Genomic DNA, 12,412 nt, shown 5'->3' on the forward strand with positions numbered 1-12,412 from the left:
CGATGCAGCGCTTCGACCTCGCCTATCGTCCACGCGGCCGCGTCTCCAACGGCTCGGTCGGCGCGCATGGCGGCGTCGATGTCGGCGGCATAGGCGTGTTTCGCGATCACGCGCGCTTCATTCAATTTCCAGACGCCCGCCGCATCGACATTCGCGCGACCATGCGCGACCCGACCGGCGAGACTCATGTGCGCCGCTTCGAGCAGCGCAACGCCATCGACGTCTATGCGCTGGTCGATCTTTCCGCGTCCATGGGCTTTCACGGCGCGGCGCGCCGTCTCGATATCGTCGCCGATCTCTGCGCGGCGCTCGCCTTTTCGGCGACGCGCATCGGCGACCGCTTCGGCGTCATCGCCTGCGACGAGTCATTGCGCAATGATCTTCTGCTGCCGGCGACGCGCGCGCGGGGCGCCGCGGTCGCAGCCGCCGAGCGCTTGCGCGACGCCGCGCCGCGCGGCGCCTCGGCGAAGGCGCTGACGGAAGCCGCCGGCCTCATCGCCGGGCGACGCAAGCTCGTCCTGCTCATCTCCGATTTCCACTGGCCGCGCGACTTTGCGACGCGTCTTTTCGGCCTGCTCGCGCAGCATGATCTCGCGCCCATTCTCATCGCGGATTCCACCGAAGAGCGCGATCTTCCACACTTCGGTCTCGTCGAGCTCGACGATCTCGAGAGCGGCGCGCGGCGGCTCGTCTTCATGCGCCCGAGCCTGCGTGGTCGCTGGCTCGCGCGCGAGGCCGAGCGGCGCGACGCGCTGCGTCGCCTCGCGCTCGCGCATGGGCGTCCGCCTTTCGTCATGAGCGACTCTTTCGACGCCGACGCGCTGTCGCGTCATCTGCTCGGGCTGTGACATGCGCGCAGCGCTCTTCGCTCTTTCGCTTCTTCTCGCGCTGGCCGCGCCCGCTGCGGCGGAAGTGAAATCCGTGCGTCTCTACGCCGATCGCAGCTTCGGCTTCTTCGTCGGCGATCTGGTGAATGCGCGGCTCGAGATCATCGCCGATTCCGCCTCCCGCTTGCAGACGGCGTCGCTGCCACGCCCCGGCGCGCTCGATTATTGGCTCGATCTGCGCGACGTCCATGTTCGCGAGCAGCCCATCGGCGACGGGCTCACACGCTGGGACATAGAGCTCGTCTATCAGCTCTTCTATGTCGCGCTAGATGTGCGCAATCTGCAAATCCCGCCTTTTCCTCTGCGCTTTCTGCGCGAGGGCGAGAGCGAGATCGCGCGCGCGCCCGCCTGGACGATCGGCGTCTCGCCCTTGCGCGAGGTGCTGCCGGCGCGCCGCGACAATCCCACCGATTACATGCGCGCGGACCGCGGCGTCGAGCAAGGCGACGCAACGACTCCGGCGGCGCGCGCAGGCATATTCGCCGCGCTCGCATTCGGCGCGTTGGCGCTGGTCGCGCATGATCGTGGCTGGCCGCCGTTTCATCGTCGCCGCGCGCGCGTCTTCGCGGCCGCCGCGCGTCGCATCGCCGCTCTGACGAAGGGCGATGGCGAGGCGTCGCGCCGCGCGGCGATGCTCGCATTGCATCGCGCGATCGACGAAGCCGCCGGCCGCCGCATCTTCGCCGAGGACCTCGACGCCTTTCTGTCCAGCCATGCGGAATTCGCATCGGTGAAAGAGGCGCTCGGCCGCTTCTTCAACAGCTCGCGCGCGCTTTTCTTCGGCGTCGCCGATGCGGGCGGCGATCTTGCGGCGACAGAGCTGCTCGCGCTGGCGAAAACATTGGCGGCGTTGGAGAGGAGCGTGGGATGAGCTTCGGCCTCGCCTCTCCGCTCGCGCTTTTCCTGCTGCCGCTGGCGCTCGCGCCGCTGCTCTTCTCGCCATTGCGGCTATCGCCCATATCTTCCGTCTCCGCCGCGCCGCAGGATGCGCTCTCGACCCTCGTCGCATGGGCGCTGCGCCTCTTGGCCAGTCTCGCCATCGGCGCGAGCACGCTCGCCGTCGCCGGGCCTTTTCGTGAAGGCCGCGCCATCCAGCGCTATGGCGAAGGCGCGGAAATCTCGATCCTGATCGATCGCAGCGCGAGCATGAACGAGACATTCGCCGGCCGCACGCCGGCCGGCGGCGAGGAGTCGAAAGCTTCCGCCGCCAAGCGATTCATGACGGATTTCGTCGACCGGCGGGCGCATGATCTCTTCGGCGTCACCGCCTTCTCCACCTCGCCGATTATGGTCATGCCGATGACCAATCATCGCGCGGCGGTGCGCGCCGCGATTCAGGCGATCGACCGGCCGGGCCTCGGCTACACGAATATCGGTCGCGGCCTCGCAATGGCGCTCTCGCAATTTCCCGCGGGCGGCGAGATCGAATCGCGCGTGATATTGCTCGTCTCGGACGGCGCAGCCGTCATCGACCCACGCATTCAAGATCAGCTACGCGCCGATTTTCGCAAGATCAGGCCCAATCTCTATTGGCTGTTTCTGCGCACGAGCGGCGCCAAAGGGATAAGCGACCAGCCGGACGCCGGCGAGCTGGACACGCCGCAGGCCTTGCCGGAGCGCCATCTCGATCTCTTCTTCAAATCGCTCGGCATCGGCTATCGCGCTTTCGAGGCGGAAGGCCCCGCCGCTGTGGCCGACGCCATAGCGGAGATCGACCGGCTCGAACGTCGCCCGTTTCGCTATGTCGAGCGCATTCCGCGCAAGGACCTGACGGACCATAGTCTCATCGTCGCCGCCTTCGCGACCTCCGTGCTGGTCGTCGCCAAATTCGCCGAGACGCGTCTGAAGCAGACGGCGCGCGCAGGCGCGTCGCCGCAATTCGCGAAGAGGGCCGCATGAGCGAAGCCCTCCGCGCGCAATTTTTGCAGACGCTCGCGCGCTTCTTGGCGCGCTGGCGTTCGACGCTTCTTCTCGCTTTGCTCGCCGCGGCGCTCGCCGGGGCGCTGCAAAACGCCATCGCCGCATGGCGCGTGCGCGTCGACAATGCCGCGATCGGCGCGCTCGCCGCGGGGCGAGATATAGAGACCGATTCTGCTTCTGCGCCCGAGCTCATCGCTGCGCGCATCGAATTTCTGGCCGAGCGCGAGGAATTCGACAAGGCGCGCGCGCTGCTGGAGCCGCTGGGCGCCGCCGGCCGCGACGAGCTTTCCGCCACCGCCCATTATGATCTCGGCAACGCCTTGCTGCGCCACGCCTTCGATCTCCTGGAGCGCGGCCAGCTCGAGCCGGCGGGTCCCTTCGTCGAGCTGGCGCGTCGCGAATATCGTCGCGCATTGCAATATCGGCCGGAGTTCTGGGACGCGAAATATAATCTCGACGTCGCCGCGCGCCTGGTGCGCGACAATCCGCAGCTCGAGCATTCAGGCGGCGACGAGCTGCCCGCGGACCCCAAGAAAATCTGGACCGATATTCCCGGCGCGCCCAAGGGGCTGCCATGACAGGCCGACGATGATGATCGCCCGCTTGCGCGATGCGCGCTTTCTCTCGCTCGCCTTCGCTCTGGCGATGCTGGTGGCCGCCTTTGCGTTTCCGCGCGCCGAGGTGGTTCGCAATGGCGCCGATGTGCTGGCGACGCTCGACATCACCGGCAGCATGAACACGCGCGATTATTCTCTGGACGGCGCGCCGGCCAGCCGCATCGAATTCGCCAAGCAGGCCTTGCGGCGGCTCGTCGCCGATCTTCCCTGTCCCTCGCGCGTCGGCCTCGCCATCTTCACCGAGCGCGAGCCCTTTCTTCTGTTCGAGCCCATAGACGTCTGCGAGAATTTCGCCGCCCTCGACGCCGCGATCGGCACGCTCGACTGGCGCATGGCCTGGGAGGGCGACAGCCGCATCTCCGCCGGCCTGTTCCGCGCGGTCGAGATGGCGCGACGCACCGGCGCCGATCTCCTCTTCATCACCGATGGCCAGGAGGCGCCGCCGCTGCCGGCCTATGGCGCGCCGGTTTTCGATGGCCAGCGCGGCGAGATATCGGGGCTCATCCTCGGCGCCGGCGGCTATGAGCCCGCGCCCATTCCGAAATTCGACGATCGGGGCCGCGAGACCGGTTTTTTCGGCGTGGACGAGGTGCCGCATGAGAGCCGCTTCGGCCTGCCGCCGCCGGACGCCGAGCAGCGCGAGGGCTATAATCCGCGCAATGCGCCATTCGGCGGAGAGATGCGCGCCGGCACGGAGCATCTCTCCAGCGTGCGCGAGCCCTATCTGCGCCAGCTCGCCGAGACCACGGGCCTCGGTTACGCCCATTTGGAGAAGCCGGATGGGCTCGCGAGCGCGCTGCTCGCCGTCGCGCGGCCGCGGCCGAGCCTCGCGCCTTTCGATCTGCGCCCCGCTTTCGCCGCGGCCGCGCTCGTCGGCTTCGCCAGCCTCTATCTCATCGTCCCGCTCGCGGAGATTTTCACGCGGCGACGCCATTCCCGTCTCGCAACCACACGCTCGAGGAGAATAGAGTGAAACCGAAAATCGCCCTCTTGGCCTTGCTTTTGTCTATCGCGCCGGCGCTGGCGCATGGCCCGACGCCGATCAAGGTCGATGAGAAGATCACCGTCGCCGCCGATCCCAAGGCGGTCTGGGCGCTCGTCGGCCATTTCGGCGCGCTCGACTGGCATCCCGATGTCGCCAGCGTGAAGGCGACCGGCGGCGACGCCAATGGCGCGGTGCGCGAGATCACGCTGCGCAAGGGCGGCGTCGTCACCGAGAGCCTCGACGAATTTGATCCGCAGCAGATGAAGCTCAGCTATCGCATGTCGGACGCCAATCTCGACGCTCTGCCGATCAGCTCCTATTCGGCGACTTTGGCGGTGAAGCCGGCGGCGGGCGGCGGCAGCGAGGTGCAATGGTATGGTCGCCTCTATCGCGGCGACACCAGCAATGAGCCGCCGGACAATCTCAATGACGACGCCGCGCGCGAGGCGATGACCGCCTTCCTGAAGGATGGGCTGCAGGGTCTCGCCAAAAAGCTGCAAGGCAAGTGACGGCATGAGAGCGCCGCGTCTCGCCGCCCTCTGTGCGACGCTCGCGGCGCTGCTCTACGCCTGCGGGGACACGGCTCCGCAGCAGCGCACGGCCGTGGAGGTGAAGCGCAAGGACGAGCTGCCGAAATGGCTGACGCCGATCGATCGCGTCGATCCCGCCTATTGGCTGGCGGCGCGCAAGAGCGGCGGCGGGCCGGTGGACGAGGGCAGGGTGGCGCGATTGCAAGCGGCGCTGGATATCGGCGGCGCGCATTTTCTGGAAGCGCCGCGCATGCTCGCCAATCGCGCCGCGCAGCTCGACGATATGCTTTCCGAGATCGGCGCGGCGGAAGACGAGGCGCAATCGATCGAGAGTCTCGCGCGCGTCGCGGCGGCGACGGGAAGCAAGCAGACCTTCGGCGATCTCTGCCAGCATTATTTCAATCTGCGCAAGCAGGGCGCGACGCGGGAATCGGCGTTCGCCGATTTGTCGGAGCGCTATAGCGTGCAGAAGCGGGGACAATAGATAGGCGAGCCTCGAAAAGGCTCGCCTATTGGCGAACCGCGTCAGCCGCGGTTGTAGACGTCCTGCAGACGCACGATATCGTCCTCGCCGAGGTATGAGCCGGTCTGCACCTCGATGATCTCGAGGTCGATCTTGCCCGGATTGCTCAGGCGATGAATGCAGCCGATCGGCAGATAGACCGACTCGTTCTCATGCACGAGCAGCGTCTCCTCGTCGCGGCCGACTTCCGCCGTGCCCTTGACGACGATCCAATGCTCGGCGCGATGAAAATGCTTCTGCAGCGACAGGCGCGCGCCCGGCTTCACCACAATGCGCTTCACCTGATGCCGATCGCCGGAATCGACCGATTGATAAAAGCCCCAGGGGCGGAAGATGCGCTTGTGCTCGCCCGCCTCGCGGCGATTCTCGCGTTTTAATTGATCGACGAGCTGCTTGACATTGTCGCCATGCTCGTGACCCAGCACCAGCACCGCATCCGGCGTCGTCACCACAATGACATCGTCGACGCCGACGACGGTCGTCAGCGTCTCGTCCGAGCGCACATGAACATTGCGCGAATCGCGCACGACGCCATTGCCGCGCACCGAATTGCCCTGCGCGTCGCGCTCGGTCAGCTCCCACACGGCGCGCCAATTGCCGACGTCCGACCAGCCTATGTCGGCCTCGATCACCGCGGCCTTGCGCGTCTTCTCCATCACGGCGTAATCGATGGAGGTCTTGGGCGCGCGGGCGAAAGATTCGGCGTCCAGCACCAGAAAATCGAGATCGCTGCGGCCTGCGTCGATCGCCTTCTCCGCCGCATCGGCGATCGCCGGCTCGAATTGCGCGATCTCCGCCTGCATCACATCGGCGCGGAAGATGAAATTGCCGCTGTTCCACAAATAGCCGGCGTCGATATAGCGCTGCGCGGTCTCGCGATCGGGCTTCTCGACGAAGGCCTCGAGGTTGAAAACGTCGCCGGCGATGCGCTCGCCGGTGCGAATATAGCCATAGCCGGTGGCCGGATTGTCGGGCTTGACGCCGAGCGTGACGATATAGCCGTCCGTGGCGGCGGCCGCCGCCTTCTTGCACAGAGCGACGAGGCCTTTGGGGTCGCGCACCACATGATCGGCGGCGAGCACGACGACGATGGTCTGCGGCGAGCGGCGCGCGGCGACGCCGGCGGCGACGGCGACCGCTGCGGCCGAATCACGCCGGGTGGGCTCGAGGACGACATCGGCCGAGGCGCCGATGGCGCGCAGCTGATCGGTGACGAGGAAGCGATAATCGGCGTTGGAGATGATGACGGGCTTGTCGAACGCCTCGTCCGACAGCGTCTGAATAGTCGTCTGGAAGGTCGACAGCTCGCCGACGAGCGGAATGAATTGTTTCGGGAGCGTCTCCCGCGATTCGGGCCATACGCGCGTGCCTGCCCCGCCGCACATTATGACAGGAAGTATCTTCGTCATGTATCGCCTTTCGGTGGAAGGCCGTCGTCCAACGCCGCGCTCCTTACGAGACGACGGCGTGGACCGGATCTCGCCCACGGCCCGCATGTCGGGGTCGACGAGGCCCGATAGCATAGGCTGCGCCAATGCGCCAAAGATCACGTCAGCAATAGGCCGAACGACCTGGATTTGGCAAGCCGCCGCAATCGTTTCGAGCGATTCGGCGGTCGCTTCGGAACGGTTCGGACGTCACCAGCTATTTGAGGCGAAATTCAGCTCTTGCCCTTTTTTTCGAGCTCGGCCTTCAGCGCCAGCAGCTTGGCGAAGGGCGAATCAGGATCGGGCAGGCGCTCTTTCTCCCGTCTTTCCGGCGTGGAAAAGCTCCCATTGCCGCGGCGGCGGTCGTCCCGCGGCGGGCGACTGTCGCCGCGCGGTCCGTCGCTCCGCGGCTTGCCGCCGGAGCGGAAGCCGCTCTCCTTGCGGGCGTCGGGCCGCGGCCGATGCTCGGAATGCTCGCCTTCGCCTTGCTCGGGCCGCCGGCCACCGCCCTGGCCATGGCCCTGACCTGGCCCTTGGCCCGGTCGCGGGCCACGGGGGCGCTCGCCGGCCGGCCGCGCGGCGCGGCCTTCCTCCTGGCCCGGAGCGCCGCCGCCGTGACGCCGGCGCGGCGCCTGGGGCGCATGGCGCTGCAAGGTCCAAATCTCGATCGGCGCCGGCTCGGTCGCAACCGGCTCGGCGCTCGCCTCAGTCGCTTCTGTCTCAGTCGCTTCCGTCTCGGCCGCGACAGCGTCCGGCTCTTGCGGCGCGGGACCCGCTTCGATGGGCGCCTCCTCTACGGCCGTCTCTTCGACGACCGGCGACGGAACCTCCTCTGCCTCCGCGACAGGCTCGAGCGCCTCAGCCGGCTCGGCGGCCGATTCGCTGCTTTCCTCGGCCACAGCCAGAACCGGCGCGAGCGGCTCGGTCGCCGCCTTGGCCAGCAGCGGCACGGTGATCGCCGGTCCCTGACGCTCGGCCGATTGATAGCCGAGCGAGCGCAGAATGGAGGCGAAGGCCTCGCCCGCGCAGCCGGTGAGCGAGGTCATCGCCACTGTGACGATGAAACCCTCGCCATCGGCGGCGCCGGGGGGCGGATCGCCGGCAGTCACGCCCGGACGATAGGCGCTCGCCGGGCGGATGAGATCGGCGAGGCGCTCCAATATATCGACGCGCACCACGCGCTCGCCGCAGACGCGGAAGCCGGCGGCGCGATAGAAGCCCTTGGAGATCGCCGGATCGGCGGCGAAGGAGGTGCGGCCGGAGGCGGCGAGATGCGGCACCTCCTCGAGGCCCTTGAGATTGTCGAGCCCGCCATGCTTCAGGCCCCACAGCAGGGCGGCGAGCGAGCGCGGCGCCGGCTTCAGCAGCTGCGGCAGATAGAGGTGATAGGCGCCGAAACGCACGCCCTTCTTGCGCAGGGCGGCGCGGTCCTCCTGGGAGAGCGCCTTGATATCGCGCGCGACGCGGCTGCGCTCCAACACGCCGAGCTCCTCGGCCAGCTGAAAGGCGATGCCGCGGGAAACGCCCTCGAGCCCCTCGCCCTTCTCCAGCTCCTCCAGCGCGCCGAGCAGCTTCTTTATATGCTGGGCCAGCCACAGATCGAGCCGTTGCTGCACTTTCTCCAGCGCCGCGCCGGTCAATTGCTCGTCGGCGAGCAGGCGGACCACCGGGGTCAGCACGGCGGCGCCGGGCGCGATCTTGCCGACAGGCTCGCCGAGCCAGCGGATGGTCCCGTCATTGCCGAGCAGAAAAGCGTCGTCCACCGCGTCGAACACGCGGGCGGCGCGCGCCTCTATCTCGCCGGCGAGCGCTCGCTGCGCGGCGGCGTTCAGCGCCTTCGCCGCTTCGCCCGTGGCCTGTGGGTCGGCCGTGAAACGAAATCCCTGCAACTGTCCGACATGCTGACCTTCGACCATAACGTCGCCGGCAGTAGTGATTTCGGCTTCGAGCATCGCGTTCTCTCTCAGGCGGCGCATCAGCACACTGGTGCGGCGATCGACGAAACGCTGCGTGAGGCGTTCGTGCAGCGCGTCGGACAGACTGTCCTCTACCTGACGCGCGACGCTCTGCCAATGCTCTGGATTCTCGAGCCAGCCAGAACGATTGGCGATGAAGGTCCAGGTGCGCACCTGGGCGAGCCTTGCGGACAGTGTGTGAATGTCGCCGTCGATGCGGTCCACGGCGGAGATTTGCTTTGCGAACCAATCGCCTGGGATCAATCCGCGGCGCACCACAAAGCCATGGACGGCGAGCGCCAGCTCCGCATGAGCGGCCGGCGAGGTCTTGCGATAATCTGGAATTTGGCACACATCCCAGAGTCTCATAATATCTGCGATTGTTTTTGTGTTGCGCTGCACAGTCTCGTCGCGCGCGGCGACCTCGAGCACCATCTGATCCTCGGCGGTCCGCGCCCGCAGCAGGCATTCGTCGGGTGAGGCGCGCTCCAGCGATTCGACCAGCGCCTCGATCGAATCGAAATCGAGATCGCCATTGCGCCATTGCAGCGCGACCAGCGGATCGAACCAATGATTCTCCAGCGCCTCGACCGTCTGCTCGTCGAAGGGCGGGCAGCGGCCGGTGCTGCCGAAGGTCCCGTCATTCATGTTGCGGCCGGCGCGGCCGGCGATCTGCCCCATTTCCGCCGCGGTCAATCGGCGATGGCGCCAGCCGTCGAACTTGCGGTCGGCGGCGAAGGCGATGTGGTCGACATCGAGATTGAGGCCCATGCCTATGGCGTCGGTGGCGATGATGTAATCGACGTCGCCATTCTGGAACAGATCGACCTGGGCGTTGCGCGTGCGCGGCGAGAGCGCGCCCAGCACCACCGCCGCGCCGCCGCGCTGACGCTTGATCCATTCGGCGATGGCGTAGACGTCCTCGGCCGAGAAGGCGACGATGGCGCTGCGCGGCGGCAGCCGCGCCAGCTTGCGCTCGCCGGCGAAGGCGAGATGCGACAGCCGCGGCCGCGTGAAGATGGGAACGCCCGGCAGCAGCCGCTCGATCAAGGAGCGCATGGTTTCCGCGCCGATCAGCAGCGTCTCCTGCCGCCCGCGCCAATGCAGCAGGCGATCGGTGAAGACATGGCCGCGGTCGAGGTCGGCGGCGAGCTGAATTTCGTCCACGGCGACAAAATCCACATCGAGATCGCGCGGCATGGCCTCGACGGTCGAGATCCAATAGCTGGGCGCGCGCGGCTTGATCTTCTCCTCGCCGGTGACGAGCGCGACATTCTCCGTCCCCACCCGCTCGGCGACGCGCGTGTAGACCTCCCGCGCGAGAAGACGCAGCGGCAGGCCGATCATGCCCGTCGAAAAGGAGAGCATTCGCTCTATGGCGTGGTGCGTCTTGCCGGTGTTGGTCGGCCCCAGAACGGCGGCGACGCCGGCGGTCGACGGTCGCACGCCCGGCGCGGCCGGCTTTTTGGCGGTGAGCATGGGGCTCATGATTTTTCTTTATATTTCACCTCGAGCCCCGACGCGAGCCCGGCTCCCCGAATCGATAGCGGCGATCGTCCCGGAATGGAACGGCGAAGATCGCGCTATTTTACGCTTCGAACAGGCGTCGAACGAATCGCGGCCGAATCGCCGACGCTTTTCGAATCACGCTCTGTTCGCTCGAGATATGGTTGGTCCTCACGCCTGCGAACGCTATGGCTTCCAAATCTCGCCTTTTGCAGCAGTCTTGCGCGACGCGCCTCGCATGACTGCGCGCGGACTCCGCCGCGGCTCCCTGTCAACATGCGAATTGCGACGGCCCGACGACGCCGGCGTTAAGCTTTGGAATCTTGCCGGAACGGAGCCGGCACGAATCGGCGATCTCGCCGCGTTGCCGCGTCGTTCCCTCGAGAACTCGAGGCTTTCGCCCGGCCGTCGCGCTATTTCGCGCCGCTTCCGCGCCTCGCCGGCGCGCCGAGCGCGGCGACGCATTTACCTCCTCGTCTCGAAATCGGACGTTTCGGCGCGCGCTCGCAGCGCTCGGAGCGCTTCTCGCCCGGCCTGTCGCGCGCTCGCGCGCCGCCCCAATGCGATTCGCGCGGCGTCGGCAGGGTTAACGCGATACGCCGCGCGAGCGCGCGACGCGCTGCGGCGTAAGCCGAGCGTTAACCTTTCGTAAGCCATGATCCGCCGCGACAGCGAGGCCCAGCGGACGGACAGAGCATTGGCAGAGAATAAGCGTGACTTCCGATCGAGCGTGGCCGCGCTCGTTCTCGCGCCGAGCCCGCGGGCGCTGCGATTCTTCGCCGTCGGCCTCCTCAACACGGCCTTCGGCTATGCGATCTTCTATTTCGTCTGGCGCGCCACGCAGGATTCGACTGTCGCGGCCGGCGTCTCCACCGCGATCGGCGCTCTGTTCAATTTTCTCTCGATCGGCCGCCTCGTCTTCGGCTCCGCCGATCCGCGCTTTCTCGGCCGCTTCATCGCCGTCTATGCCGCGCTCTTCATCGTCGACGCGCTGGCCTTGCGCGCGCTCGAGCATTTGGGCGCCGAGGCGGCGCTCGCGCAGGCGGCGCTGACGCCCGTGCTCGCGACGCTGTCCTATCTCCTCAATCGCGACTTCGTTTTCCGCACGGGAGCGGGCGACGCATGAAAACCATCTCCATCGTCACGCCCTGCTACAATGAAGAGCTGAACATTCGCGAATGCCATGCGCGCGTCGCCGCGCTCTTTGCGGGCGAGCTGAAAGATTATCGCCGCGAGCATGTGTTCTGCGACAACGCCTCCAAAGATCGCAGCGCCGAAATATTGCGCGATCTGGCCGCGAGCGATCCTTGCGTGAAGGTCATTTTCAACGCGCGCAATTTCGGGCCGATGCGCTCCAACTTCAATGGCGTGATGGCCGCGAGCGGCGATGTGGTTCTCTTGTTTCTGCCTGCCGATCTGCAAGACCCGCCGGAGCTGCTGCCGCAATTCGTGAAGCTCTGGGAGGCGGGAAACGAGATCGTCTATGGCATTCGCAAGATTCGCGAGGAGGGCGCCGTCATGCGCATGGCGCGCGGCCTCTATTACCGCATGCTCACCGGCCTCTCGGAATTCACGCTGCCGCCCGGCGTCGGCGATTTTCAGCTCGTCGATCGCAAGGTCGTGGAGGCGATGCGCAGCATAGACGATTCCTATCCCTTCATGCGCATGATGACATTCGAATGCGGCTTCACCGCCGTCGGCGTTCCCTATCGCTGGGTCGAGCGTCGCCGTGGCGTCACCTCCAATAATCTGCCGCGCCTCGTCGATCAGGGCCTCAACGGGCTCGTCACCTTCACGCCGGCGCCTTTGCGCCTGCTGCTGTTTCTCGGCTTCGGCATAGCGGGGCTGGCGCTCGCCTATGCTTTCGTCAGCCTGGCGCTCGGGCTCGTCTTCTTTCGCCAGCTGGCGCCGCCCGGCGTGATGACGATCATCGTCGCCGTCTTCTTCTTCGGCGGCGTGCAGCTCTTCTCCATAGGCGTGCTCGCCGAATATATTCTCGCCATACATTCGCAGGTGCGGCGCAAGCCGGTGGTGTTCGAGCGCGAGCGCATCAACTTCTGAG

At 66.7% G+C, this 12,412-nt stretch carries 11 protein-coding genes; 9 read left to right on the forward strand and 2 right to left on the reverse strand.

Annotated features, from left to right (window positions below; all coding sequences use genetic code 11):
* Nucleotides 1–2 precede the first annotated feature (2 nt).
* From EDE12_RS04560 to EDE12_RS04590, 7 genes are read left to right on the forward strand one after another with little or no spacing between them, the layout of a single operon-like run.
* Entirely contained in the window at nucleotides 3–848 is an 846-nt protein-coding gene (locus EDE12_RS04560) for a DUF58 domain-containing protein (protein WP_026599545.1), read from the forward strand.
* A gap of 1 nt (nucleotide 849) precedes the next feature.
* Complete coding sequence (locus tag EDE12_RS04565) at nucleotides 850–1,758, forward strand: hypothetical protein (RefSeq protein ID WP_026599544.1); 909 nt, start codon at nucleotides 850–852, stop codon at nucleotides 1,756–1,758.
* Nucleotides 1,755–2,786: a vWA domain-containing protein gene (locus EDE12_RS04570; RefSeq protein WP_026599543.1), complete on the forward strand. Its 1,032-nt coding sequence runs from the start codon at nucleotides 1,755–1,757 to the stop codon at nucleotides 2,784–2,786. The genes EDE12_RS04565 and EDE12_RS04570 overlap by 4 nt, the downstream gene beginning before the upstream one ends.
* Nucleotides 2,783–3,385, forward strand: a complete 603-nt coding sequence (locus EDE12_RS04575) for a hypothetical protein (RefSeq protein WP_024881313.1) — start codon at nucleotides 2,783–2,785, stop codon at nucleotides 3,383–3,385. The genes EDE12_RS04570 and EDE12_RS04575 overlap by 4 nt, the downstream gene beginning before the upstream one ends.
* 10 nt (nucleotides 3,386–3,395) lie before the next feature.
* On the forward strand, nucleotides 3,396–4,397 hold the full coding sequence (locus tag EDE12_RS04580) for a vWA domain-containing protein (RefSeq protein ID WP_026599542.1): 1,002 nt from the start codon (nucleotides 3,396–3,398) through the stop codon (nucleotides 4,395–4,397).
* Nucleotides 4,394–4,918, forward strand: a complete 525-nt coding sequence (locus EDE12_RS04585) for an SRPBCC family protein (RefSeq protein ID WP_026599541.1) — start codon at nucleotides 4,394–4,396, stop codon at nucleotides 4,916–4,918. Before EDE12_RS04580 ends, EDE12_RS04585 begins: the two co-directional genes overlap by 4 nt.
* Nucleotides 4,919–4,922: 4 nt before the next feature.
* Nucleotides 4,923–5,423, forward strand: coding sequence for a hypothetical protein (locus tag EDE12_RS04590; protein WP_026599540.1), 501 nt, complete (start codon nucleotides 4,923–4,925; stop codon nucleotides 5,421–5,423).
* 41 nt (nucleotides 5,424–5,464) lie between these two features.
* On the opposite strand, the gene EDE12_RS04595 is transcribed toward EDE12_RS04590, so the two are convergent.
* A complete protein-coding gene (locus EDE12_RS04595; RefSeq protein WP_026599539.1) occupies nucleotides 5,465–6,871 on the reverse strand; it encodes a mannose-1-phosphate guanylyltransferase/mannose-6-phosphate isomerase in 1,407 nt (468 codons plus the stop codon).
* A gap of 251 nt (nucleotides 6,872–7,122) precedes the next feature.
* Entirely contained in the window at nucleotides 7,123–10,323 is a 3,201-nt protein-coding gene (locus EDE12_RS04600) for a helicase-related protein (RefSeq protein WP_026599538.1), read from the reverse strand.
* Between the two features lie 757 nt (nucleotides 10,324–11,080).
* Here EDE12_RS04600 and EDE12_RS04605 point away from each other — a divergent pair.
* Together EDE12_RS04605 and EDE12_RS04610 are read left to right on the forward strand one after the other, a co-directional pair.
* A complete protein-coding gene (locus tag EDE12_RS04605) occupies nucleotides 11,081–11,476 on the forward strand; it encodes a GtrA family protein (protein WP_024881306.1) in 396 nt (131 codons plus the stop codon).
* Nucleotides 11,473–12,411 (forward strand): glycosyltransferase family 2 protein, encoded by a 939-nt coding sequence (locus tag EDE12_RS04610; RefSeq protein ID WP_024881305.1) that lies wholly within the window; start codon nucleotides 11,473–11,475, stop codon nucleotides 12,409–12,411. The genes EDE12_RS04605 and EDE12_RS04610 overlap by 4 nt, the downstream gene beginning before the upstream one ends.
* Nucleotide 12,412 lies beyond the last annotated feature (1 nt).

It is taken from the genome of Methylosinus sp. sav-2 (assembly GCF_004366495.1).
Taxonomy (GTDB): Bacteria; Pseudomonadota; Alphaproteobacteria; order Rhizobiales; family Beijerinckiaceae; genus Methylosinus.

What these genes read in the sequence shown, in the direction of transcription:
- EDE12_RS04560 (WP_026599545.1), top strand. Translation starts at nt 3, where the DNA reads ATGCAGCGCTTCGACCTCGCCTATCGTCCACGCGGCCGCGTCTCCAAC.
- EDE12_RS04590 (WP_026599540.1), top strand. Translation starts at nt 4,923, where the DNA reads ATGAGAGCGCCGCGTCTCGCCGCCCTCTGTGCGACGCTCGCGGCGCTG.
- EDE12_RS04570 (WP_026599543.1), top strand. Translation starts at nt 1,755, where the DNA reads ATGAGCTTCGGCCTCGCCTCTCCGCTCGCGCTTTTCCTGCTGCCGCTG.
- EDE12_RS04580 (WP_026599542.1), top strand. Translation starts at nt 3,396, where the DNA reads ATGATGATCGCCCGCTTGCGCGATGCGCGCTTTCTCTCGCTCGCCTTC.
- EDE12_RS04595 (WP_026599539.1), bottom strand. Translation starts at nt 6,871, where the DNA reads ATGACGAAGATACTTCCTGTCATAATGTGCGGCGGGGCAGGCACGCGC.
- EDE12_RS04610 (WP_024881305.1), top strand. Translation starts at nt 11,473, where the DNA reads ATGAAAACCATCTCCATCGTCACGCCCTGCTACAATGAAGAGCTGAAC.
- EDE12_RS04575 (WP_024881313.1), top strand. Translation starts at nt 2,783, where the DNA reads ATGAGCGAAGCCCTCCGCGCGCAATTTTTGCAGACGCTCGCGCGCTTC.
- EDE12_RS04600 (WP_026599538.1), bottom strand. Translation starts at nt 10,323, where the DNA reads ATGCTCACCGCCAAAAAGCCGGCCGCGCCGGGCGTGCGACCGTCGACC.
- EDE12_RS04565 (WP_026599544.1), top strand. Translation starts at nt 850, where the DNA reads ATGCGCGCAGCGCTCTTCGCTCTTTCGCTTCTTCTCGCGCTGGCCGCG.